Here is a 24445-nt window from a genome sequence, read left to right as displayed (position 1 = left end):
ACTTCGGCGGCGTGAACGTATTCTGCCTGCGCGTATCGGGCCTGCCGGCCATACAAGTTCACGCCCCGATTGGAACTTTTGCCCTCGCCTCCTAGTTACATTTCCGACGCCATCGCGGCGCTGTTGTAAAAGATGGGAGTTGATCCATGGGGCTGCTTATCGGAATCCTGATTACGTTCCTCGTCATCGTGCTGGTGCTTTACCTCGTCCAGCGGCTGCCGCTCGACGCGCGCGCCAAACAGATCGTCCAGATCATCGTGATCATCATCGGCATCATCTCTCTGCTGAAATACCTGGCCGTCTTCTGACGCGCTGCCTTCCAGGCAAAACGACGACCGCCGGTTCGGATGAGCCGGCGGTTTTTTGATGGATCGGCAGATGCTGCCAGGAATTGACAGCGGCCTCGCCTAGGGTCCGGTCGTCCAGAAGGAGACCCGACGATGCTGTCACCGAACCTTATCCTGCTTTATGTCGAAGACCCCATGGCAAGCACACGCTTCTACATCGACCTCATCGGACGGGAGCCCGTGGCCGCTTTCCCGGCCTATGTCGCCTTCGAACTCGAGAACGGGCTGACTTTCAGCCTCTGGTCCACAGCTGCGCGGGATTTCGTCTCGTCCGGTACCGGCCACCGCTCGGAAATCGCGTTCATGGTGAAGGACGATGCGGAGGTCGAGCGGCTCTACGCGGAATGGCAGAGCCGCGGGATCATGATCGAGCAGGAATTGAAGACCGCTGTCTTCGGCCGCACCTTCGTCGCGCTCGACCCGGACGGTCACAGGCTGCGTGTCTGCCGGCCGGATGGCTAAGGCGCCGCGCAGACGGGCTTCCACCCAACAAAAAAGGCCGGGGCAAACCCGACCTTCCTCATCACCTTCAATCGACGCCAGTTCATCCGTGGTCATCAAGAAGGTATGACTGTTCAATAGCTTCTGTTCGTGACAGGCAAATGACGAACACGCTTTTTTCATTCCGCCACTTCGACCAAGAGCTCGATTTCGACCGGCAGCCCGAGTGGCAGGCTGGCAACGCCAAGGACGATGCGGCCGGACAGCATCTCGGGTCCAAAGATCTCGGCGAGCATGTCGGACGCGCCATCGGCGACCTGAGGGTGATCGCGGAAATCGCCTGACGTTGCGATGTAGACACCGAGCTTGGCGATGGCGGTGACCCTGTCGAGCGAACCGAGTTCCGCCCTGATCGCCGAGAGCGCGCTGAGTGTGGCGATCTCCGCCGCGCGACGTCCCTCATCGGCAGTCAATTCGCCGCCGAGCCGGCCGATGACCTGCGGCTTTCGGTCGATGACCGGCAGCATGCCGCTCAGATAGAGCAGCTTGCCGATCCTGACCGCTTCGACATAATTGCCGAAGGGTGTGGGTGGCGGAGGCAGAGTGATGCCGAGTTCCTTCAACCGCTGTTCTGCGCCAACGGCGGGCGCGGGGATCCGGTCTACCATCGACCCAAATGCGCGCCGCCGTCGACGTTCAGCACCTCCCCGGTTATGCGCGGCGCCCTGGTGAGGAAGAGCACGGCATCGACGATCTCGTCGACGCTGGAAATGCTGTGCATCGGCGAGAGCGTGTTCAGGAAATCCTTCGGATTGTTCTTGTGAAGCGGCGTGTCGACGACGCCGGGAGCGACGATGTTGACCCGGATTCCGTCCCTTGCGTATTCCATGGCGATGTTCTTCGAGATCGCATTGACGCCGCCTTTGGTGAGCATGGCAACGGAAGCGTTCATGCCTGCGATCGGCCGATCGGCGAGCGGCGTCGTGATGCTGACGATGCTGCCGCCTCGCTTCTGCGCCAGCATCTGTTTGATGACGAGCTGGGTCATATGCAGGAAACCCTCGATGTTCGTGGCGCTCAGCTGTCGATAGTCGTCGGCCGTGTAGTCGATGAAGGGCTTGGTGAAGAAGATGCCGGCGTTGTTGACGAGCGCATCGATCGAGCCGAACCGGTCGATCGCGGTTTCGACCACCCGTTTTGCCGTTGCCGGATCGGCGATATCGCCGTCGACGCGCGCCACCCGGTCAGATTCGATGATTTCCCGGGACTGACTGACGTTTCGCGAGGTGGCGACGACGCTGTAGCCTTCACCGAGGAAGGCGTTGACCAGACCGGCTCCGATGCCCTGGGAGGCGCCGGTGACGATTGCGACCTTGTTTGCCATTTGATCTCTCCGTGGCTGGATTGCTTTGGTGAGGTGAATATGGCCGACGCCGCATTGCGCGATTAGACGGAAATATCTGGAATTACATTTCCACTGGTGCAAAAATCGTCACATGGTCGATTTGAACGATATCGCGGTCTTTGCTGCCGTTGCCCAATTCGAGAGTTTCAGCCGGGCAGCGCGGGCGCTCGGCATGCCGGTCTCCACCGTCAGCCGCAAGGTGACGGCGCTGGAAGAGCAACTGGGCGTCACGCTGATCCAGCGGACGACGCGTAAATTGAGCCTGACGGCTCAGGGGCGTGCCTACTATGCGGAGTGCAGCGAACCGCTGAAGCAGCTTCACGACGCCGAACGGGTCTTGAGCGAGGCGCAGAGAAATCCCGAAGGGCTGTTGCGCATCACGGTACCCGTGACGCTCGGGCAGCCGCCGTTCTTCGATTTCCTGTCCGCATTCCTGAAGAAGTATCCTGATATCGAGGTCGATCTCCTCGTCACCAACATGTTCATGGACCTCGTTGCCGAAAACATCGACGTCGCGGTCCGGTTTGGCGACTTGCGCGATTCATCGCTTGTCGCGCAGCGCATCGGCAGAAGCACCCATTATCTCGTCGCTGCCCCTCAGTATCTCGACGAATACGGCGTTCCGTCGCGACCGGACGATCTCAGCGGGCACCGCTGCGTCCTGGTCAATGCCCGGAACAATGAAGCCGAATGGCATCTGGTCCATGGGGATGAAACGATCAGCCTTCATGTGACCGGTGTGGTGTCGGTGCACGATATCCAATCGGCGAGCGCCATGACCGAGCGCGGTCACGGCATCGGCCGGCTTCCGCCGATCTTCTGTGACAGCCTGCTTGCGAGCGGCAAGCTCGTGCGCGTGCTTCCGGGATGGTCTGCCCCCGATGTCTTCGTTCAAGCGGTCTATCCGACGCGACGGTTTCTGCCGTCGCGGCTGCAGGTTTTCCTGCAGGAGTTGAGGGCCTGGCGAGGCCCGGCGTGGCAGCCGTTGCGGTGAGGGCAGGCGTCAGGGTTCGATCTCTTCGAGTTTCTGCGTGAAGACGCTGAAGCCGGCGCGGCGATAGGTGTCCTGCGCCTTGGGGTGATCCCATTCGTCCGTGTGCAGCCAGATACGGTTCGGTCCGCGATCCCAGACGGAACGCAGCGCGCTGTCGAGGAGGAACGGTCCGAGCTTCCTGCCATACGCCTCGGGGACCAGACCGAAATGGGTGAGTTCGACGTCCGGCGTATCGATGCGGTCGAATTCGCAGAGCCCGACCGCCCGGCCCTCCAGCCGCAGGATGTAAAGACCCGTCGAAGGACTGCTGAGGAAGTGGTCGAGATCGGCTGCGGGCATGCTCTGGCGCTGATCCCAGCGCAATGGCTCGCCGACGGCACGATAGAGCGACATGAACGAGGCGGCATCCGGCCGCTCGGACGCGACTGCCGCATGGACGATCGGCGGCGGAAGCGCTTCACCCGCAGGCTGTCTGCACATTTCCATATAGGTGACGAGCAACTGAACCATGAGTACCGGACGAATGCGTTTGTCTGAAGTCTCGCATTTGGGCGGTGCTAAGAGCTGCGTAAACGCCAGTCAGAACGGTTATGGGAACGTGCAGGAAGGTGTGGGTTTCTATCTGTTTGATTTTCATGGTGATCCCGCCGCGATTCGAACGCGGGACCCCCAGATTAGGAATCTGGTGCTCATTTAAGGGTGGAGCGCCAGTTACTATTCTTTACCGCTTCCAGAGGCTAGCGGATTTCTCTTCCGTTGCAAGCCTGTGTTCCCTTGCTCCAACGGTAGTCTGGCCGATCCGTGTAGTGCTCCATTACTCGGAGCGGATCGGCCAGACGGACTTGTCTTGCTCCCATTCGGCTTTAGCCTTGAGGCTTTGTGGGGGCCGCATGATTGCGACAGCCCTTTGGATCCGGCCGAAGCCAGCCGTGCGCCTTGAGCTCCGGATGTTGACGGCGAGCTTGCCGCATAGGCAGGGCCGTACTGGTTCCCGCTAGTGCGAAACGTCTGCGGTTTTGTTCTTTCGTAGGCGGCGCTTTTCCTGATCGAACGATTCGAAAAGCGTATGGTTGAACACCCCCCAGCCTCGCCCAGAATCGGGCTTCACGAACTCGATGCCCTGCTTTTCAAAGTGAGCGACAAGTGTTTCGACGGTCTCGACACCCATCGATCCATGCTCAGCTTTGTATATGGTTCGGACGGCAAGCCCAGAGTCCTGTGCGAGCTCGGCCTGTGTCTGGCCAAGCAACAAACGGGCGGCAATCAGGATCCTTTTCGGCGGTCTCATAAGGATTCAATGTCATGCAAAACACCTAGGAGCAAATGGCGCTGGTGAAGTGTTGACAACGTGCCGAATTTCGGCATAAGTGTGCCGAAATTCGGCACTTGGGTGCCGATTTTCGGCAAGAATGCGGGACGGGCGCCGCGATCTTGTTTCCATAATTGCCGAATCAGTTCCGCTGCTTCTAACGCCCTTCGAAGGAGGCCAACTCATTGAGGTACAGCTTTATCGACGGCGCTGCACTCCAGCGGCTGACGGACGACATCCGAAGTGTTTCGTCTTTGGGGATGGACGCTTCGGCGTTGGCAGTCGCCCCGATCTTGGATGAGTACGCTTATGTGCCCCAGTCTTCACTCGCCTTGACAGGCATCGTGACGGGACACCCGCGTATCTTGGATGGGCACCGTTGCATGACAACACAGGTTTTCTATCTCGATGTTGATCGCGGATTGGCCCGCACGGTTAACCGTTGGTACCGCCTGGGGCGTCCGCACGGATCTGAAGGGCGCCGGAATGCATAAACGCTCGCCGCCTCATGCGCTTGTACTGTCACCCGCTGCATTCCTCGCCGACTGTGGCGTGGAAAGATCGCTGCACTGTGCGCGGACGCCAATGCGCCTGACAAAGCTCGGTCGCTCAGGTGGGGCCGGCCATGGGGAACGCTGATATGAGGCGGCGAGATACGCGCGACCGGCTCCGCAAGCTGTCGAAGGAACCCTCAACATACCTCGCCTACCGTGGTCTGCGCGCGGCTCTAATGGGAACCGGCCACTCGCTTCGATCCGGTTCCGATGGGTTTGTCATCTTCGTGGTTCCTGACGGATATCGCACACAGGACTATGAACTCGCTGCGTATGCGATGATTGGAGCCGACAGTGATGAGTGGGCGCCGCGCCCCGGGGTGCGTCTTGCCAATCCGCCAAGGAAGAAGGGCGGCTCCAACGAGTGCATAACGGTGTTCGGCCTTCACGGACTGGCGGTCTTGATCGCCAGGAGCATTGACGAGGTTCCAAAGGACGTTCGGTTCGCCGCTCTGGCGCTCATGTTTGTCGAGCCCCCGGCTCCTAGTCACATTCATGCGGCGCGCCGGCTTTCGGGGAGACCGCCGATTTCGGAAGAGCACGCTCTGCTGCTCGCTAGGAAACCGGCAAACATCGTGGTTGCGGCAATCCTCAAGAAGGACCTCGGGACGCGGGAGCTTGCCCTCCTCGACGACCTGGAACGTCCTGAGATAGAGGGACCGAGCCTTTTCGAACTACCAGGATACGCGGACGCGAAGCCTTGGGTTGCGGGACTTCGTACGGACGTCGCGCAGTGGCGAGCCGGGAGGTTGGCTTGGAAGGAGGTCGGCAGCAGTGCTCTGCTCTCCGGTCCTCCGGGCACAGGCAAGACGTTCTTTGCATCAGCACTGGCAAAAGCACTGGGATTGAGGTTGATCCCAGCGACCATCGGAGAATGGCAGTCTGCGGGACATCTCGGTGACACGCTGGAAGCGATGCGGAACTGTTTCGAGAAGGCGAACGACGGTCGTGGCGCTGTCCTCTTCATAGACGAACTCGACAGTATAGGCTCACGCTCGGGCGGTTCAGCCCGTGAAGGCAACAATCATTATTGGCGAAACGTTCTGAACGAGTTTCTGAACCTTCTATCCAGACTGGGCGAGGGCGTCATTGTGATTGGCGCCACGAACTATCCGGATTACATCGATCCAGCCGTCAAGCGCGCCGGTCGACTGGAGCACCAATTCACGCTGCCGCTTCCAGACAAAAACACGCGAGCCGAGATCTTGAACTACCATGCGGATGGCAACTTCCCGCTCGAATCGCTGGCGGAGATAGCCGAACATCTGGAAGGCAAGTCCGGTTCTGCCCTGGCACAGCTCGTTCGCGATGCACGGAAGAAGGCACGGGACGAGGATCGAGAGCTGGAACTGAAAGACATCAGAGCTCAGCTTCCCGAAAGGACAAGCTATACGCCGGAAGAACTGCTCCGCCTCGCAGTGCACGAGGCAGGTCATGCCTTGGTCTCACTATCAGTCGGGTACGCGACGAGCGCCACGATCGAAATCAAGGACTCGTTCGAGCGATCGGCTCCGGGGTACCTTGGTGGCTTGGCTACCTACGAGCTGACGGAGGACAATCTCCCCACAGAAACAAGCCTTCGCAACCGCATTGCAGTGTCTCTTGCCGGAATGGCGGCAGAGGCCGCGGTGTTCGGGGATAGATCTGTGGGATCGGGCGGCGTCATGGGCAGCGATATTGAGCGTGCGACGTCACTCGCCCGACGGATGGTCGGCACTTACGGGTTCGGCTCGAAACCTGTCTTCCTGGGGACTGTCCAAGATCTCGTCGACGCGTCGTTGCCTGAACGCTTCGAGAATGAGGTCGTTGATATTGTCGGCGTTCAGTATGATCGAGTCTTGAAAATGCTCTCTGACCAGCGGGATCGTGTCCTCTCCCTTGCTACGGAGGCGGTCAACCATCGTGCCCTCAAGATAGAACGCGGAGGATAGAAGAGTGCGGTGCGCCAACGGGTGAACGTGGCCACCGATTGATGGACCTTCGGCCGAAGTCGTGTCCACGAGCGACAGGTTATCGATATTCCCAGGATTGAATCCTTCGACGACATTGCGCGTAACGGGGTGGAAACCGCTTCCGAATAGACCGTGTCCTAGATTGAAGGATTCAAGTGGGGTTTCGATGAGGGTTTCGAAGACGGCTCTTCGTCATGTGACCGTAGTCATTATCGACATTGCCGAAACTGCAGCGAAACTTGCGGAGGTTTACGGCGGCGGGTGCGGCCGCTGTCGTCGTGAGCGATCTCCAGTCAAGCCGGAGGTTGAGCCCGAGTTTCCTGGGACCATTACCGATCGTGAAGTGCGCGCGCTCGCGTAGTACATGAGCGCTTGGTCGTTCGGGCAACCGTCGGACAGCCCGTGAAAGGCTTGCGGTCACGCTCCCAATGCCGACGGGAAGTGCGGAGAACATGGACGCCAGAATAAACAATCAGGTTCAAATATTCCGCAACGCCAGCAGGCAGGAGATTGCGGATGGCCTTGTAGAGACGATCGCTCAGATCGGCGGTGATCCCCTAACGGTCAGACGGGCACGGGACGAGCTGAGCGCATTGCTCCGGAAGGCCCGAAAAGGCATCCCTCAGCTCATCGGCAGTCCCAAGACGAATGAAGACATGGTAGCGGTGATCGCTCTGAAGGATCTTGCCGAGCTTGTTATTGCTGCAAGGCAGGGAGAGAGCTTTGGCGAGGCTCTCGATGCTATCGGCTTCAAACCATATACGGGCGATCGCATCGTCGTCGGACAAGGGCGCAAGAGTGAGCTCGGTCAACTTGTCCGCGGAAAACCTGCTCGAAAGGGAAGAGACAAGGGATCGGAGCCATGAGCCTGATCACCGGTCTACGCGATCTATACCCCCACCTGGGGTTCGACGACCGTCCATTGGCGGCCTCATGCGACGATGGCTGGCTGGGCATCTTGCACGCATTCTTGGACGATGCTGACAAAGCCATGGCAGCAGGAGGGACGTTCATGATCCAGCAGGTGAAGGAGAAGATGGGTTGTCTGCACATCCACTACACCACATCAGACGTCGCACCTGATGCAAGCCGTGCGATCGCCGATGCCCACCGGCTGGCATCCGCGCGCTCCTTCCACATCTGCGAGATCTGCGGACGTCGCGGGCGGCTGAGCAACTTCGGTGGCCTATGGAAGGTTGTCTGCAGCGAGCATGCTGATGGAAAGCTCGGCAAGGGCGTTGTTCCTTTCGTAGGTCCTCTCGATGCCGATGATTCCTATTCTCCCGAGGCAGACTCGTTCGTAGCCGCTCGGCCGACGGCTGCCGAGTTCGATGCTGCTCCCATCATTGACGGATGGGTGGTTGAGGAGCAGGGCGAGAGCGGTTCCCGACCATGGTTGTACGGCTGGTTCTTCGGTAAGCCTGATATCGGCGACGGCGAGCATGGGCACACGTCCCCGATCGTCCAGATGGACGATATGGTGCCCCCACGCTGGGTTCGAACAGGCGGCCGGCTTTATCGGCTTGGCATGTATTACCCTCCAGCCGAGCGCGAAATTCGCTACTGGGTGCAGAAACTCTCGCGCCGCCCGGTTGCATATGGTGCGCCGCCCGGCGGCAGCGATGACATTGAGGCGATGCTGACCTTTCTCCGCTCCAGCGGACGCGTTCGGTCGATGAAGGTTGACCGGATGGAGCAGAGCTACCGCGCAGAACAGGAGGGTTACGAACTCAACCGCGGTGAAGGCTGATGCGATCAGCTCCTCCACGTAAGCGGGCACCGCTTAGCGCAATTTCAAGAATGTGTAAGGTTGCGAAGCCATGCAGAAGTTGGTTTGCCGATCAATCCCCAACTGGCCATCAGTCCCAAGGTTTAGAGTCTAGCCGACCATAGACTCAGCGCGATAAAAGCCGCCGCAGTCGTTGCGAACACACTTATCGGCCCGGCGAACGTAGCCAATAATCCGGAAAGGCCGGGGATAACAAGTTGGCCTGCTCGATTTCCTGTAAGTCGCAGCGATAGTGCGGTACCGAGCATATGTTTCGGAGTGATTTGACTGACCCACGCGATCGTCAGGGGTTGGCTCACCCCTATGCCGAAACCTGAGACGAATACAGCGACCGCCATCCCGCATGCCCCAAGCGGGAGTAAAAGCGAACCTACACCTGCGAACGCCGTAAATTGGCTCGCAATCAATAGATTCCTGTTCGTTCCGAGCAGGTTAAGTAGTTGGGAAAAGAGCGCCCGGGATAAGACTACAGCACATGCGCGAACACTCAGTATCAAGCTGACTGCTTCAGGGCCGATTCCCCGTTCGAGTCCCAATACGGGGATGTAAATCATAAGAAGATCGCTGGCCGACAAGCCGAGAGCACCGGTTACTATAAGTAGGGGCATTTTTTTCAGCCGAAGGATTTCGTTTATCTCTGCCGACCGCGAACATGCAGCCTCTCCGACATGTGGTGTGCCACTGACGAATCTACCGCTTGCTGCCGAAGCGCCTGCAAGAACCAACGCAGCCAGAAAGACGGGCTGCATATGCGGTATTCCGCTCTCCGGTCTCTGGCCTAGAAGCACCAATAAGGGACTAGCAATTTGCCCCAGGGAAACAGCCAGCGTGTAGTGGCCAATCTGGCGATCTTGTCGTTTCGCCGGTTTGGATACCGCAACTGCCTGTTGGGATACTGTAGCAAGTGTGTGACCGATGCCGAGCGTAACGGTTAGTAACAGGAGGCCTATTGCGTTGTCGCCGAAAAGCCAGAAACCCAAAGCGGATAGTGCGACGCACCAATTGCCGCTTTGCAATACCCAGAGTTCACCTCCTCGATCCACCCACCTTCCCGCAGGCAGCGCGAGGAAAACGGGAAGGAGAGCGAAGCAGCCCGCGATGATACCCAGCCAGACTGCAGGAAGCGACAATTCGACCGTCCGGTAGACGGTCGCAAGGCGAAGCGCGTAGACAACAAACTGCAACAACACAGTGTTCAAGAGCAGAGCGACATTTCCCGCGGCGAACTTCGGGCGAAGGAATCCCATGGTGTCCTCCCGGACATGTCACTTTCTTACTTCGTCTTGAACCGCGCCGGCTGAGTGATCTTACGTGTCTTGATAGACCGGGCCTTCGCCGCCCTGCGGTGGCACCCAGTTGATGTTCTGGTTCGGATCCTTGATGTCGCAGGTCTTGCAGTGCACGCAGTTCTGCGCGTTGATGACGAAGACTTGCTTGCCGTCCTTCTCCACCCACTCGTAGACGCCCGCCGGACAGTAGCGCGTCGACGGGCCGGCAAAGACGTCGTGCTCCGAGCGCTTCTGCAGGTCCAGATCCTTGACTTTGAGGTGAACCGGCTGGTCTTCCTCATGGTTGGTGTTCGACAGGAACACCGAGGAAAGTCGGTCGAAGGTGAGCACGCCATCCGGCTTCGGATAGTCGATCTTCTTGTGCTCGGCCGCCGGCTCGAGCGACTGCGCGTCGGTTAGCCCGTGTTTCAGCGTGCCGAAGAACGAGAAGCCGAACAGTTGGTTGGTCCACATGTCGAGACCACCGAGCCCAACGCCGATCGCCGTGCCGAACTTCGACCACAGCGGCTTGACGTTCCTGACCCGCTTCAGGTCCTGGCCGATGGCGCTGTCGCGCCAGCCGCGTTCGATCTCGATCGGCTCGTCATTGGCCCGGCCGGCTTCGATTGCTGCCGCCAGCTTTTCTGCCGCGAGAATCCCTGAAAGCACCGCATTGTGGCTGCCCTTGATGCGCGGCACGTTGACGAGACCGGCCGAACAGCCGATCAGCGCACCACCCGGGAACGACAGCTTCGGCACCGACTGGTAGCCGCCCTCGGTGATCGCACGCGCGCCATAGGACAACCGCTTGCCACCCTCGAAGGTGCCGCGGATCGCCGGATGCGTCTTGAAGCGCTGGAACTCCTCGAACGGGAAGAGATAGGGGTTCTTGTAATTCAGGTGCACGACGAAGCCGACGGCGACCATGTTGTCTTCGAGATGGTAGAGGAACGAGCCGCCACCGGTCTTCATGCCGAGCGGCCAGCCGAACGAGTGCTGCACCAGGCCGGGACGATGGTTCTCCGGCTTCACCTGCCAGAGTTCCTTCAGGCCGATGCCGAACTTCTGGACGTCGCTGTCCCTGGAGAGATCGAATTTGGCGATCAGTTGCTTGGCGAGCGAGCCGCGCACGCCCTCGCCGATCAGCGTGTATTTGCCCAAGAGCGCCATGCCGCGGGCAAAGTTCGGTCCCGGCTCGCCGTTCCTCTCGATGCCCATGTCGCCGGTGGCAACACCGATGACCGCGCCCTCGTCGTTGTAGAGCACTTCGGTTGCGGCAAAGCCCGGATAGATCTCGACGCCGAGTTCTTCCGCCTTTGTCGCCAGCCAGCGACAGACGAGCCCAAGCGATACGATGTAGTTGCCGTGATTGTTCATCAGCGGCGGCATCAAAAAGTTCGGCAGGCGGATCGAGCCGGCGGGGCCCAAGAACAGGAAGTGGTCGTCCGTCACTTCGGTCTTGAACGGATGGTCGGCGTCCTCGCGCCAGCCCGGCAGCAGCCGGTCGATGCCAATCGGATCGACGACGGCGCCAGACAGGATATGTGCGCCGACTTCGGCGCCCTTTTCGAGCACGACGACCGAAAGCTCCGGATTGACCTGCTTCAGCCGGATTGCTGCCGCAAGACCGGCCGTCCCCGCGCCGACGATCACAACGTCGAACTCCATGCTCTCGCGTTCGGGCAGTTCTTGGCTGTTCATTGAGGTCAAAGCACCTTTCCTGACTTCGCAAGCGTGCTCTGATGGTTCCACGCTTGCGAAGTTGATAGCTTCCTATGAAGACAGTACCTTCGTTGCTACTGCCTCGGCAGCGTCGCGTGGCACCACGACGACCCCGTTCCAGTCTGCGACGACGATATCACCTGGCGCGACTACTGCGCCGCCGCACGCGATCGGAACATTGACCTCGCCAGGACCGACCTTCGGTGCGGCCGCAGGGATATGTCCACGGCAAAACACGGGCAGACCGACGTTCTGAATTTCTGAAACATCGCGCACGTAACCGTCGATAACGACACCTGCTACGCCCTTGTCAGCAAGGATTTTCGCCAGCTTGCCTCCGAGGACAGATCCGAGAATACCAGGTGACGAAATTACCAGGACATCGCCAGGTTGGGCGGACGCCATCGCTTCCCGCCTGACCTCTTGTGAGCCGGACGGCACAAAGACGGTGACAGCAGGTCCTGCGCATCGAACGTCCGTCGAATAGATCGAGCGGATGCCCGGTTGCATCACTCCGCTTTGGTGCATCGCATCCGATAGATCGGTAGTCGCAAGTTTCGCAAACCTTGAAATTAGTTCCGCGCGAGGCGGTTCCGCTCTGGAAAGGCGTCGTTGACCGACTTCGCTATTGTAGCTCATGACTTTCTTCCATGTTTTCTTGAGGTCAGGCGAGTGCCATTTGGTCCGCTACGCCGTAGCTCTCAGCGAGTGCTTGGAGTTTCTGCCAGGTGGCAGCCTCGATCTCGATTCCTGCCTGCGAACGCCGGCGCTCATTGCGATTTTCGATCTCGCCGGGATAGAGGACGCCATCGCTGCCATGAGAGGGTTTGGTGTCCTTCAAGAAGTGCGCGAGGTCTGCCACTTCCTGTCTGAACTGAGCCAGTGGCCTGAAGGCATCAACCTTGAAGACGGCCATGAAGCAGCCGTCATTGTGCCTACCGGTCGGCTCTACGCCGAAGCCGAGGCCCGTGAGCAGCCCGCAAAGAATCTCCACCATTACGGCGAGACCGTAGCCCTTGTAGCCCTCCGAACCGCCAAGCGGGAGGAGCGATCCACCCTGGAATAGGCTCTGCGGGTCCGTTGTTGCTGCTCCGTCCTTGTCGACGACCCAACCTTCGGGGATGGCCCTGCCGCGCGCGGCCGCCAGCTTGACCTTGCCCATGGAGACGGCAGCGGTGGACATGTCGATGAACATTGGCCCGTCAAGCTCTGAAGGAACTGCAATGGCGAGGGGATTGGTCCCGAGCCGAGCTTCCGCGCCACCATAGGGTGCTACGGCTTTCGGCGACCGGCCGGAGTCTGCCGCAATCAAGCCGATCATGCCGCGCTCCGCAGCCATCAGGGGATAGGCGGCGAGACGTCCGATGTGTCCTTGGCGGAAGACGGTTGCCGCCGCGACATTGGATTTCTCGGCCTTGTCGATCGTGATCTGCATTGCTCGTTCATTGACGACGTAGCCGAAACCCCAATGACCGTCGATGACCGTCGTGGTCGCGCTTTCCTGGACGATGTTCCATTTGGCGCCCGGTACGATGTGGCCTGCCTTCATCCGATCTATATAGGTTGGTATTTGGATGATCCCGTGAGAGTCATGCCCTGCCAGATTCGCGCCAACAAGGTGACGGGCGATTGTCTGGGCCTCCTGTATTGGAACTCCAGCGCCGGCAAGGATAGTTTCTCCGATCTTACGCAGTTGATCTGGCATGACCTGGGGCATTTTGAATTCTCCGTAATGTCCGTTCTGACGGGGTGAATCTTTGGCCGGCGCTCGGCCGGGCATCTTTCTATGATGGGAGCACCTTCTTGGGGTTCAGAAGCCCCTGGGGATCAAGGGCGCGCTTGAGACGGTGCATGATTTCCAGCTCGGGGCCGCCTCTCCAGTGGCGCATAAGAGGGGTCTTCAGGCACCCCACGCCGTGCTCTGCGGAAAAGCTTCCGTGGAGCGACTGGACGACCTCATTGACCGCGCTCATGATCTCGCGATCTCTGGCCAGGAAGTCGCTTGCCTGCATTTCTTTCGGCTGAAGGAGATTGAAGTGGATGTTACCGTCGCCGATGTGGCCGAACGGCATGACCCTGATACCCGGAACAAGTCGCTCGCAGGATTCCGATGCTCTTCGGAGCAACTCGGGAACAGCGGATACGGGAACGGACACGTCGTTCTTGACGGATGCGCCTTCTCGTTTCTGAGCCTCCGAATGCTCTTCTCGTAGTTTCCAAAGGGAAGCTCTTTGTTGTCCACTTTCCGCGATGACCGCGTCACTGACAAGTCCAGCTTCAAAGGCTTCGGAGAGGATCAGTTCCAGCTCTGCGCGCAGATCGCCGCTTGTTCGGACCACTCCGAGCTCGACCAGGACATAGCCCGGAGCCCGTGCGCCAAGCGGCAGGGAGGCTCCTGGGATATGCTCGATGACGAGGTCGAGACCTTCACCGGACATGTACTCAAAAGCCAGGATGGCGTCGGGATCGTGATGTTGGAACTTCCGAAAGAGGTCTAGCGCAGCTTGTGGCGATTCCACCGCGCACATGGCGGCCTCGATCTGTCTCGGCCGCGGTGCGAGCTTCATCACGGCCGCGGTGATGATGCCCAGAGTTCCTTCGCTGCCTGCGAAGAGCTGCCGAAGGCAATATCCGGTGTTGTCTTTGCGCAGCCGGCGCAACCCGTTCCAGATTTGTCCATCAGGCAACACGACCTCGAGCCCAAGCAGCAAATCACGAGCGTTGCCATATTTGACGGTATTGTTGCCGCCGGCATTTACCGCGAGCACGCCCCCGATCTGAGCTGTTCCCTCTGAACTGATCGAAAGCGGCAGCAGACAACCCGCGGTTTCCACCGCGTCTTGAGCTGCTTTCAAGGTGACGCCTGCCTCGACTTCCAGCGTCATGTCGATCGGGTCGATTGTGCGGATTCGGTTAAGCCGAGACAGGTTCACAACAATCTGGCTGCCGTCGCCGGTGATCGCAGTGCCTCCGACCATGCCCGTATTGCCGCCTTGTGGGACTACAGCAACGTTGTGTTCCGCGCATAGCCGGACTGCGTCGGCGACTTGTTCCGTAGTAGCGGGTCGCAGAACTGCGGCTGCCCGGCCACGATATAAGCCGCGCCAGTCCTCGCAGTAAGGCGCCATGTCCGCCGGCACTGTGAGGATGCCCGGATTGCCGAGTGTCTTCTGTAGTTTTTGGATGAGTTCATCGTGCATCGTAGCCGCTCTTCAAAGACTGAAATAAGAAGGATTCGCTCCTAGCGCTCAGGTCGTCGCCAATGCGCGTTCTCGAATTTCGTCCAGGGTCATCGTCGGCGTAATGGCTTGCGGGTCTAGGATGCAGTGGAGGATCGACGGCCTCTTCGACTCGAGCGCTCGTTGGAATGCGGGCGCAAAGTCTTCGGTGCGCTCCACACGTTCGCCGTATCCGCCGTAATCCCGGGCTACCGCAGCATAGTCCGGGTTCTTAAGCAGCGTGGCAGAGACGCGTCCGGGAAACTCGCGTTCCTGGTGCATGCGGATGGTGCCGTACATGCTGTTGTCGACGACGATGACGATGACCGGAATGTCGTACTGAACGGCGGTCGCAAATTCCTGACCGTTCATGAGGAAATCGCCATCGCCGGCCAAGGCGACGGCCACGCGGTCGGGATGCTGTCTTTTTGCAAGAACAGCCGCCGGTACACCGTATCCCATCGAGCCCGATGTGGGCGCGAGCTGCGTCGCGAAGCTTCGAAACCGATAGTAGCGGTGGATCCACGCAGAGTAGTTTCCAGCGCCATTGCAGATGATCGCGTCTTCCGGAAGATGATCCCGAAGCCAGACCATCGCGTCTCCGTACTGAAAATCACCCGGTGTCGCGGCCGGCTTTTCCGACCATTCGAGATACTCGCGATGTGCCAAGGCCGTCGTCGGCCTGGAGGCTTCTCCCGCGGAGTTGCTGCTTGCGAGCATCGCGCAAAACGCAACTGGTGACGCCTGGATCGCAAGGGTGGGCACATAAACGCGACCAAGTTCTTGGTCGTCTGGATGAACCTGAACGAGTTTCTGCCGGGGTGTTGGGATGTCGATCAATGTGTAGGAGGACGAGGGCATTTCGGACATGCGGCTACCGATTAGGATCAGAAGGTCCGCATTTTTGACGCGAGCCGCCAGCTTCGGATTGGGGCCAATGCCGACGTCACCGACATAGTTGGGGTGGTCCGCTGGAAAGAGAGGAGCCCGGCGGAATGAAGTGGCGATTGGCAGCTCAAGACGCTCACTCCAGGATACGAGCGCATTCCGTGCCTCGCTAGTCCATCGCGACCCCCCGACGATGACGAGTGGATTTTTCGCTTCGTGCAGCAGATCATGCATCCGCTTGATATCTGGCGAGCCCGGCCAGATCTCAGCCGGCTCGACACGAGGGGCGTCGGAGACATCCGCGCGCTCCAGAAGTACGTCTTCCGGCAATGACACTACGACGGGCCCAGGTCTGCCCTGCATGGCGACCCGAAAGGCGCGTGCGACAAGTTCGGGGATGCGCTCCACCTCATCGATCTCGACAACCCATTTGGCCATGCCGCCGAAGAACTGCTTGTAGTCGACTTCCTGAAAGGCGCCGCGTTCCCTCATGCCACGCTCCACCTGGCCGATGAACAAGATCATGGGCGTGGAGTCGTGGGCCGCGATGTGGACCCCTGGGCTCGCGTTGGTGGCTCCCGGGCCTCGCGTAACGAAGCAGATGCCGGGACGGCCCGTGAGCTTTCCATAGGATTCGGCCATCATGGCCGCACCGCCTTCGGCGCGGCAAACGAGGACGTCGATATCGGTATCGTGCAGTGCGTCAAGGACAGCGAGATAGCTTTCGCCGGGGACGCATGTTAGCCGTTCAACGCCCTGAGCGATCAACTGATCCACAAGTATGCGGCCACCGTTGCGGTGTGTTGGGTTGCTCATTTCATTCCCCCTCTCATCGGTGCGACGGCCTCGGAACCCGGTCGGATTACGGTCAATCGCGAGGGTGAAGGCTGATTAGAAGCCGCATTTGTTTGAGGGGCGTTCGACTTACTTGAGGCGATCGACCCGAACTAATTCGGCCAGCGCTGGACATAATGGTCATCGATAGGGCACTGTCCATTTTCTAATTTTTGGCAATTGGAAACTTTTGGTACACAAATGGACATGCGCGATCTCGCCTATTTCGAAGTGATTGCCGAGACACAAAACCTCGGACAAGCCTCCGAGCGGCTTGGGCGAACCAAGCCCGCATTAACGAAATCGATCCGGCGCCTGGAGGAATCGCTTGGCGCCGCACTCTTTGTGCGGGTGGGCCGTGGCATCGTTCTCACTCCGGTCGGTCGAATCCTGCGTGATAGATCGCGCCGGATCGCCACAACGATGGAAGAAGTTCTGCGCGAAGTCAGTGAATTTGCCAGCGGAACCGCCGGGCATGTCCGTATCGGAGCCGGGGCGACGACTGTCGAGTATTTGCTGCCGGCAGTTTTCAATCGCCTGACGAAGACGAACCCGGAAATCACCGCCGAACTTGTGATCGGAATGAACGACGTGCTGCGCGCGTCACTTCGTGAGGGGAAACTCGACCTCGTCGTGGGCCCGGTGATGCAGAATGAAAGCGGTGAATTCGTCACCGAAGTTCTGGTCGAGGACGAGGTTGTCGTCGCTGCAAACAGTGACCACCCGCTGTGCGCGGCGACCAATGCCTCGATTGAGGATCTCGTCGCAAGCCGTTGGGTGCTGCCCGCAACCTCCGTAGCAACACGTCAGTGGTTGGACCGAGCGTTTACTTCAAGAGGCCTTCCCGGACCAAAGGTTCATATCGAGACGAATTCGCTGCATCTTCTGCCGCAATTGATCGCTCAGACCGATCTGCTGAGCTTCATCCCCCGGCGAAATCTTCGGCCTGAGAGGGCGCGTGCGCGGCTGACGGAAATCTATGCCGAGGCAACGACGATGCGTCGGCATTTTGGCATAGTGTATCGCCGCGACAGCTATCTTTCCCCCGCAACAGTGACACTGATCGCGGAGTTGCAAAAAAGCGCCGAAGCTTTGCTCGCGCCGTAGTTCCGGTTCCACCTTTCGACGCCATGATCTCCCGACGTGACAATGGCCCCGTGTCACGCGGCGCTAAGTCCGCACGCTCCACGATATCTGTTTCCTGAAAGTTTCCAATCGACAAACATTGGCGAATGGACAGCACGAAAAACGGGGCTAATCCTATGTTTGCCTGCATTGCTGGGTGACAGCGGACGTAGAACGCACACGAAGCAGCCGGGCTCAAGTTAAAGATTCGGGAGGTCACTTTGACTCGGTTTACAAGACGATCAGTTGTTATCTGCGCCACGGCGCTTGCCGCCACATTCACTCTTTCCTCGCCGATTGCGGCCCAGGAGAAGGACTTTCCTTCAAAACCTATTACGGTCATCGTGCCTTTCGGCGCCGGTGGTGCGTCTGATACCCTGGCGCGCGCGGTTACGTCGGCGGCCGGATCCTCGCTTGGCCAACCCATGGTCGTCGAGCTAATGCCCGGGGCATCCGGTGTCATCGGCACGACGAACTTCGTGCGAAATGCGAAACCTGATGGCTACACCCTCATCCTCGTCGGAACCAGCGCATCGACTACTGTTCCGCATGCTCAGAAGGTTGCCTATGATCCGATCAAGGACTTCGCCTTTTTGATCGGCATCTCGCTCAACACAGAGGTGCTTGCTGTGCGTACGGACTTCCCTGCCGACAACGCGGAGGAGTTCGTCAAGTACGCCAAGGAGAACCCAGGGAAAACAAAGCTCGGCCATCCGGGCACGGGCGGCGAGGACTGGGCTGTCATCCAGATGATGTCCCGTGAATTCGGATCGAAGATCGTCGACGTGCCTTACGACGGTGCGGGACCAGCGGCGACGTCGGCCGCTGGCGGTCACATCGATGGTGTCGTGGGATCCTTGGCGTCGGTCACGCCCTATGTGGATGCCAAAAAACTCAAGATACTTGCCGTCTTCAGCAACGAAGCATCCAAGAACCTTCCCGACGTCCAAAGCTTTACTCAAATCGGTTACAAGAACGTTGTTCTGAACAGCCGGCTGGGCATTGCCGCGCCCAAGGGCACTCCGCCCGAGATCGTAGAAAAACTGCACCAGGGGCTCAAGGCCACGATCGAAAACGACTCGTTCAAGAGCCTCGCGCAGCGGCTGAACTTCAATGTCGTCTACATGGGACCGGACAACTACCGCGAGGCTTTGAGCGCAGAGTACGCGCGTATGGGAGCTGCCTTCAAGCAGTGACGCCAGTCAAACCGGTTCTAAATGCGCTGGAGCTCATGGGCTCCAGCGCAACATTGAAGGTATTGTTGACATGGAAAAGACCGAAAGCGCCGGCTCATCCGAAGGACCGCGCGACGTTACGCAAACTGCCGATAGAATTGTTTGCGGTGCATTCTGCGTTCTGGGTGGTTACATTTGCTATAGCAGCATCATCGATCTCGATGCTTTCTCTCAGGCCCAGTTGGGTTCTGGCGCCATTCCCCTATTGGTCGGGCTCTTGATGATCGCATCCTCGTTGGCCGTTCTGTTCCAATTGAGATCCCGGCGTCTGGTGTCGGATGACGTCGAGATGCCCACGAAAGCGGAAGGATTGCGCGCGCTTTCGCTGTTGGCGCTGACCATTTTGGCAGCAGCAATGACGCCGCTTGTCGGACTTGTCGTGGCTCTGGGCTTGTTCACTCTGATCGAACTGCTCGTTCTGGAAAAGAGAAGCCTACTCCTGAGCGCCTCCACGGCCATCATACTTCCTGTCGGACTGTATTGTCTCTTTGAAGTTTTGCTGGGTGTTCCGATGCCCAAAGGCCTGCTCGGCATATAGGAAGACCGAACAATGGAAACGTTGACATTACTTCTGCAGGGGTTTTCCGGCGCCCTTACAGTGGAAAATCTGATGTGGGTTACGATGGGCGCCGTCATGGGAACGCTCGTCGGGGCACTTCCGGGACTTGGGCCGACTGCGGGGATTGCGATCCTCCTTCCCTTCGCCTTCACGATGAATCCTACGTCCAGTCTCATCATGCTGGGTGGAATCTACTACGGCGCGATGTATGGCGGTACGATCACCGCGGTCCTCCTGAATTTGCCAGGTGAATCCGACTCGATATGGACGGCGCTGGAAGGGCATCAACTCGCAAAACGAGGTCGTGGCGGAGCAACGCTTGTGATCGCGGCGGTCTGCTCATTTTTCGCCGGCACGGTTAGCCTCATTCTGCTCGTCGTCCTGGCGCCAATCTTGGCGGAGTGGGCACTAAGGTTTGGGCCGGCCGAACAATTCGGAATGTTGCTTCTGGGGCTCGCCCTCGTTTCGGGACTGAATGCCACCGTGCCCGCCAAGGGATACCTCATGTTGGCCTTCGGACTGTCGATCGGTTTCGTCGGCATGGATCTGGTCACCGGCATGCCGCGCTTTACTTTCGGGGTCGACCGCCTGATCGACGGCATCGACTTCCTTCCGGTCACCGTGGGCATGTTTGGACTTGCAGACGTGCTCGCGAACATCGAGCGCCAGATGCGCGTGAGCGCCAACAGCCGCGTGAGAATGAAGGAGCTCCTTCCCAATCGCGAGGAGTGGCGACTCAGTTGCTGGCCATCGATCCGTGGGACGCTTATCGGCTTCTTTCTTGGCACCATTCCAGGTACCGGTACGACGGTCGGCTCCACGACATCCTACGTTGTCGAGCGCAAGCTTTCGAAGCGACCGGAGATGTTCGGCAAAGGCGCAATAGAAGGCGTCGCCGGGCCGGAATCCGCAAACAACGCCGTAACCAGCGGAACTATGGTTCCAATCCTTGCATTGGGGGTGCCGGGATCCCCGGCAACGGCAGTTCTGTTCGGCGCGATGCTTATGCAGGGATTGCGCCCCGGCCCTTTGCTTTTCGAGAACAGCCCCGACGTCATATGGGCTTTCCTTGCCAGCATGTATGTCGGTAACGTCATACTGCTCATACTCAACACCTTCTTCATCCCTGTTCTCACGACGCTGACGTTGAAGGCTGTGAAAGTGCTCAACGCGTCTATTATAGTCTTCTGCATCGTGGGCGTGTTTGCATTCCGCAACAGCATGTTCGACGTGGGGACGATGATCGCCTTCGGTGTGGTCGGCTACATCTTGAACAAGCTCGAGTACCCGACGATCCCGCTGGTTTTGGGAATCGTGATGGGCGACCTTGCCGAGCAGACCTTGCGGCAATCGCTGATCATATCCGATGGAAGCCCGCTCATCTTTTTCCATAGCCCGATATCGGCAGTTCTTGTCGTGCTTGCGTCTCTCGCAGTGATCGTCCCAATTGTGCGTTCGCTCATGAGCAGGCGCGTCGGCGATCAGCCAACTGATACACTGGACAATGGGGCTCGGAACTATTCCCCAGCGGCAAAACAGGTGGACCAATGACATTCAACATCGTCGTCACTACGCCAAGGCTTGCCGCAGCAGGTATGGACTTACTCAAGAGCTCGGATTGTAACGCGATCTTTACGTCAACGCCGGATCGCGATGAGGAATTGATCGGCATCCTCAACCGCGAGCCAATTGATGCGATCATTTCGCGCACCATGCGCCTTTCGGGAACAGCGATCAGATCGTGCCCGACACTGAAGGTCATATCGCGCCATGGGATTGGCGTGAACCATATTGACGTTGCGACTGCCACACAGCGAGGTATTCCCGTTCTGACGACGCCGGGAGCGAACAGCCATGCAGTTGCAGAGCTGACCATAGGTCTGCTTCTTGCCGTCGCGCGATCGATTCCTTGTCACGACAACGCAATTCGATCTGGCAACTGGGATCGAACTTTGGCTGGGCGCCAGCTCTCCGGTCGTACCCTGGGCATCGTCGGTTTGGGCGTCATCGGCCGCCTCGTTGCTAAAGCGGCAATCGGGCTTGGCATGAGGGTCGTTGCATATCGCGGTTCACCCGGAACCGAGCTGGAAGCGCTATCGGTCACGATGCTGTCCTCGCTCGACGAACTGCTGCAGCAGTCGGATGTGTTGTCTCCGCATTGTCCACTCGACGATAAGACACTTGGGATGATTGGCCGCCGAGAAATTGGCCTGTTGCCGCGCGGGGCAATCGTCATCAACACTTCTCGCGGGGCCCTGGTTGACGAGTCTGCGCTGATCGAAGCGCTCCGTGATGGCCGGCTCTTTGGCGCGGGCCTCGACACGTTCATCACGGAACCCTTGCCTCGGGAGCATGTGCTGAACACGATACCCAATGTCGTGATGATACCTCACATGGGCGCATCGACGGACACGGCGCTCAATCTCACGGCGCATTCCGTTGTTGCCAACGCTCTGCGATACTTGAGAGGAGAGCCGATCGATCCCGCAATCTGTGTCAATCCGTCGACATTGAACGTGCCGACCTAGGCCCGGGCTGTGTGAACGGCGGCCTTTGATGGCCACGCAAGGCTAACCACGCCGCCGTTCCATGGGCGGAAACAAGGAAATTGCGATGAACCTTCTTATTCTTCCGGGAGACGGGGTCGGTCCGGAAATCACTGCGGCCGCTCTGAACGTGCTACGCGCGGCATCCGCCTGTTTCGATCTTCGTCTCCTACTGGAAGCAGACGTCGTCGGCCATGCCAGTGTTCAGCGCTACGGCACGACGGTCAGAGGCGACCTGCTTGAGAAGGCAAAAGCGGTCGACGGCGTCGTCCTGGGGCCGACTTCTTCATACGAACATGAACTTACGGGTCAGCCGGGTGTCAACAAGTTCTTCCGCAAAGGCCTCGATCTGTTCGCGAATATCCGGCCAGCCAGGACCTACGCCGGTTTGCCGAACCGCGTCGGTGATTTCGATCTGGTCGTCGTGCGGGAGAATACTGAAGGATTCTACGCCGACAGAAATGTAGAATCCGGCAGTAGCGAAATTTTGGTGACACCGGATGTTGCGATCGCCATGCGACGTATCACCCGTCCGAGCTGTGAGCGGATCGCCCGGACTGCGTTCGAATTGGCTATGCGTCGGCGTCGGCATGTCACGATCGTTCATAAGGAAAGCGTCCTCAAAGTCACGGACGGCATGTTCATGGAGGAATGCCGTAGGGTTTCGCGCGATTTTCCAGAGGTTACCGTCAGCGATCTTATCGTCGACGCAGCGATGGCGCACGTGGTACGGGCGCCGGACCGTTTCGACGTAATGGTGACGACCAACATGTTCGGCGACATCCTCTCCGACCTCACTGCCGAACTCACGGGGAGCATCGGCATGGCCGGATCGTTGAATGCTGGTGTCGAACATGCTTTGGCTCAGCCCGGACACGGTTCGGCGCTCGATCTGGCAGGACAGGATGTCGCAAACCCAATTTCACAGATTTTGTCGGTTGCGTTGTTGCTCGAATGGTATGGCCGTCGCAAGTCGTCAGCCGCCCATACGGCTGCGGCCGCAGCTATTGAGGATGCGGTCGCACGCTGCATTGCGGATAAGCAGGTGACAATCGATGCAGGCGGGCCACTAGGAACCATTGAGGTGGGCGATGCCATTGCGAATCGCGTTCGCGACTTAGCGGCGGCATAGACACCTCGAAGACGTCTCGTTTTTTGCTTGATCAGCTTCCCAGCAGATACCGTCTCTGGTGGTGCACGTTGCGAAAGGAGCTCGGCGATCGTTGTGGGGTCGAGGGGCGTCATAGATGTCGATACTCCCCACCATCGCGGGCACATTTTGCGATCGAAACGTGAAGGCAGGCAGCGGGCAAGGAAGGCGTATCAGGGTAGGACGGGCGGGAAGTCTAAAGTGCAACGTTCCATTTCTTTGCGAAGCCAACTTGTAAACGCGCGTATTGCAGGATCCGAGGCTCGGTCCTTTCGGTAATGGAGATAAAACGGAGCGCCAACTTCTGAAGCATTGCCAGGCAATTGGACGAGCCTACCGGCTTTGAGGTCGTTCTCAATGAATCCCAGCCTACCTAGCGCAATACCGACGCCTTCAAGAGCTGCGGCGTGGACGAGATCGGAACTGCTCAGTGTCGTGATGTTGCTCAATTTCGCATCGCCAAGATTGTTTAAGGCGAGCCAGAGTCCCCATTCATCGTCATGCAAACTGCCTTTTAGAAGATGGTGCTGAGCATATTCGCGCACATGCCCGATTGGTCCATGTCGACGCAGGTACTCGGGACTACAAACTGGAACAGCGACACGGCGTAGCAGTTCCTCCCCGTGCAGATCCGGATTGCCGTCAAAGCCGACCCGGATCGCGATATCACAATCGCACGGAACGGGTGCCAGGGGGGGCGCGGTCGTCAGATCAACAAGTAGGTCAGGTCTGCCATCGTTGAACAGTTGAAGCCTCGGCAAAAGCCACAGGCGCATAAAAAAGCGGGAGCCCCACACATTGATCTGCTTTCCCCTATTGGAATTACGGTTATCCAGAATGGCCTGTTCGATTTGCTGAAGAGGGCGCGTGACCCGCTCGAATAACTCCTCTCCAGTTTCGGTCAGTGCTACGGGGTATTGCGCGCGATAGAACAGCGTTTGGCCAAGCTCAAGTTCCAGCTTGCGGATTTGCTGACTGATGGCCCCCGGCGTCACATGCAATTCTAAGGCGGCGTTCTGGAAGCTGCGAAGGCGGGCCGCCGCCTCGAATGTGCGGATCCAGTTTAGCGGTACGCGATCGAATGCCATCGGTTTAGTCTTTCTAAAGTG

The 24445-nt window shown here is 58.8% G+C and carries 24 protein-coding genes; 13 read left to right on the top strand and 11 right to left on the bottom strand.

The features are described from left to right. Positions 1-146: 146 nt before the first annotated feature. The gene (locus PWG15_RS16890; RefSeq protein ID WP_089044368.1) at positions 147-308 is read left to right on the top strand and encodes a Thivi_2564 family membrane protein; all 162 of its coding nucleotides are present in this window, start codon (positions 147-149) and stop codon (positions 306-308) included. 132 nt (positions 309-440) lie between these two features. Then, positions 441-809, top strand: coding sequence for a VOC family protein (locus tag PWG15_RS16885; RefSeq protein ID WP_275021683.1), 369 nt, complete (start codon positions 441-443; stop codon positions 807-809). A 158-nt stretch (positions 810-967) separates the two neighbouring features. On the opposite strand, the gene PWG15_RS16880 is transcribed toward PWG15_RS16885, so the two are convergent. Together PWG15_RS16880 and PWG15_RS16875 are read right to left on the bottom strand one after the other, a co-directional pair. Then, the gene (locus PWG15_RS16880) at positions 968-1456 is read right to left on the bottom strand and encodes a RidA family protein (protein ID WP_275021682.1); all 489 of its coding nucleotides are present in this window, start codon (positions 1454-1456) and stop codon (positions 968-970) included. Further along, complete coding sequence (locus PWG15_RS16875; RefSeq protein WP_275021681.1) at positions 1450-2172, bottom strand: SDR family NAD(P)-dependent oxidoreductase; 723 nt, start codon at positions 2170-2172, stop codon at positions 1450-1452. Before PWG15_RS16875 ends, PWG15_RS16880 begins: the two co-directional genes overlap by 7 nt. 112 nt (positions 2173-2284) lie before the next feature. Between PWG15_RS16875 and PWG15_RS16870 the strand changes: the two genes are divergently transcribed. Further along, the gene (locus tag PWG15_RS16870; protein ID WP_275021680.1) at positions 2285-3187 is read left to right on the top strand and encodes a LysR family transcriptional regulator; all 903 of its coding nucleotides are present in this window, start codon (positions 2285-2287) and stop codon (positions 3185-3187) included. A 9-nt stretch (positions 3188-3196) separates the two neighbouring features. Here the strand turns inward: PWG15_RS16870 and PWG15_RS16865 are convergent, their stop codons facing one another. Both PWG15_RS16865 and PWG15_RS16860 read right to left on the bottom strand, forming a co-directional pair. Next, positions 3197-3697: a GNAT family N-acetyltransferase gene (locus PWG15_RS16865; RefSeq protein ID WP_275021679.1), complete on the bottom strand. Its 501-nt coding sequence runs from the start codon at positions 3695-3697 to the stop codon at positions 3197-3199. A 484-nt stretch (positions 3698-4181) separates the two neighbouring features. Continuing rightward, the gene (locus PWG15_RS16860; protein WP_275021678.1) at positions 4182-4355 is read right to left on the bottom strand and encodes a hypothetical protein; all 174 of its coding nucleotides are present in this window, start codon (positions 4353-4355) and stop codon (positions 4182-4184) included. 326 nt (positions 4356-4681) lie between these two features. On the opposite strand from PWG15_RS16860, the gene PWG15_RS36550 reads away from it, so the two are divergent. The 4 genes from PWG15_RS36550 (at position 4682) to PWG15_RS16845 (ending at position 8752) form a co-directional block, all read left to right on the top strand. After that, positions 4682-4990 carry a DUF6634 family protein gene (locus PWG15_RS36550; protein WP_425536710.1) on the top strand — a complete coding sequence of 103 codons (309 nt, stop codon included), beginning with the start codon at positions 4682-4684 and terminating at the stop codon, positions 4988-4990. Between the two features lie 131 nt (positions 4991-5121). Then, positions 5122-6981 (top strand): AAA family ATPase, encoded by a 1860-nt coding sequence (locus PWG15_RS16855; RefSeq protein ID WP_275021677.1) that lies wholly within the window; start codon positions 5122-5124, stop codon positions 6979-6981. A gap of 473 nt (positions 6982-7454) precedes the next feature. Beyond that, positions 7455-7868, top strand: coding sequence for a hypothetical protein (locus PWG15_RS16850; protein WP_275021676.1), 414 nt, complete (start codon positions 7455-7457; stop codon positions 7866-7868). Further along, positions 7865-8752, top strand: a complete 888-nt coding sequence (locus tag PWG15_RS16845) for a hypothetical protein (protein WP_275021675.1) — start codon at positions 7865-7867, stop codon at positions 8750-8752. The genes PWG15_RS16850 and PWG15_RS16845 overlap by 4 nt, the downstream gene beginning before the upstream one ends. A 122-nt stretch (positions 8753-8874) precedes the next feature. On the opposite strand, the gene PWG15_RS16840 is transcribed toward PWG15_RS16845, so the two are convergent. The 6 genes from PWG15_RS16840 to PWG15_RS16815 form a co-directional block, all read right to left on the bottom strand. Then, positions 8875-10038 (bottom strand): MFS transporter, encoded by a 1164-nt coding sequence (locus tag PWG15_RS16840; protein WP_275021674.1) that lies wholly within the window; start codon positions 10036-10038, stop codon positions 8875-8877. Between the two features lie 60 nt (positions 10039-10098). Next, on the bottom strand, positions 10099-11760 hold the full coding sequence (locus PWG15_RS16835; protein ID WP_275021673.1) for an electron transfer flavoprotein-ubiquinone oxidoreductase: 1662 nt from the start codon (positions 11758-11760) through the stop codon (positions 10099-10101). A 72-nt stretch (positions 11761-11832) separates the two neighbouring features. Beyond that, entirely contained in the window at positions 11833-12420 is a 588-nt protein-coding gene (locus PWG15_RS16830; RefSeq protein ID WP_275021672.1) for an RraA family protein, read from the bottom strand. Between the two features lie 25 nt (positions 12421-12445). Beyond that, positions 12446-13486, bottom strand: a complete 1041-nt coding sequence (locus PWG15_RS16825; protein ID WP_275024447.1) for an Ldh family oxidoreductase — start codon at positions 13484-13486, stop codon at positions 12446-12448. A gap of 79 nt (positions 13487-13565) precedes the next feature. After that, positions 13566-14981 (bottom strand): FAD-binding oxidoreductase, encoded by a 1416-nt coding sequence (locus PWG15_RS16820; RefSeq protein ID WP_275021671.1) that lies wholly within the window; start codon positions 14979-14981, stop codon positions 13566-13568. Between the two features lie 48 nt (positions 14982-15029). After that, positions 15030-16703: a thiamine pyrophosphate-binding protein gene (locus PWG15_RS16815; protein WP_275021670.1), complete on the bottom strand. Its 1674-nt coding sequence runs from the start codon at positions 16701-16703 to the stop codon at positions 15030-15032. 219 nt (positions 16704-16922) lie between these two features. Between PWG15_RS16815 and PWG15_RS16810 the strand changes: the two genes are divergently transcribed. The 6 genes from PWG15_RS16810 (at position 16923) to PWG15_RS16785 (ending at position 23318) form a co-directional block, all read left to right on the top strand. After that, positions 16923-17828: a LysR family transcriptional regulator gene (locus tag PWG15_RS16810; protein WP_275021669.1), complete on the top strand. Its 906-nt coding sequence runs from the start codon at positions 16923-16925 to the stop codon at positions 17826-17828. Positions 17829-18067: 239 nt separating this feature from the next. Next, on the top strand, positions 18068-19042 hold the full coding sequence (locus PWG15_RS16805) for a Bug family tripartite tricarboxylate transporter substrate binding protein (protein ID WP_275021668.1): 975 nt from the start codon (positions 18068-18070) through the stop codon (positions 19040-19042). 70 nt (positions 19043-19112) lie between these two features. After that, positions 19113-19619: a tripartite tricarboxylate transporter TctB family protein gene (locus PWG15_RS16800; RefSeq protein ID WP_275021667.1), complete on the top strand. Its 507-nt coding sequence runs from the start codon at positions 19113-19115 to the stop codon at positions 19617-19619. 12 nt (positions 19620-19631) lie between these two features. Further along, positions 19632-21191, top strand: coding sequence for a tripartite tricarboxylate transporter permease (locus PWG15_RS16795; protein WP_275021666.1), 1560 nt, complete (start codon positions 19632-19634; stop codon positions 21189-21191). Continuing rightward, on the top strand, positions 21188-22168 hold the full coding sequence (locus PWG15_RS16790; protein ID WP_275021665.1) for a hydroxyacid dehydrogenase: 981 nt from the start codon (positions 21188-21190) through the stop codon (positions 22166-22168). Before PWG15_RS16795 ends, PWG15_RS16790 begins: the two co-directional genes overlap by 4 nt. An 85-nt stretch (positions 22169-22253) precedes the next feature. After that, positions 22254-23318, top strand: coding sequence for an isocitrate/isopropylmalate dehydrogenase family protein (locus PWG15_RS16785; protein ID WP_275021664.1), 1065 nt, complete (start codon positions 22254-22256; stop codon positions 23316-23318). A 191-nt stretch (positions 23319-23509) separates the two neighbouring features. Here the strand turns inward: PWG15_RS16785 and PWG15_RS16780 are convergent, their stop codons facing one another. Then, a complete protein-coding gene (locus tag PWG15_RS16780) occupies positions 23510-24424 on the bottom strand; it encodes a LysR substrate-binding domain-containing protein (RefSeq protein ID WP_275021663.1) in 915 nt (304 codons plus the stop codon). Between the last annotated feature and the right edge of the window lie 21 nt (positions 24425-24445).

It is taken from the genome of Ensifer adhaerens, assembly GCF_028993555.1.
Lineage (GTDB): Bacteria > Pseudomonadota > Alphaproteobacteria > Rhizobiales > Rhizobiaceae > Ensifer > Ensifer adhaerens_I.
The sequence above is the reverse complement of the archived record's forward strand: the minus strand, read 5'-3'. Positions and strand labels throughout refer to the sequence as shown.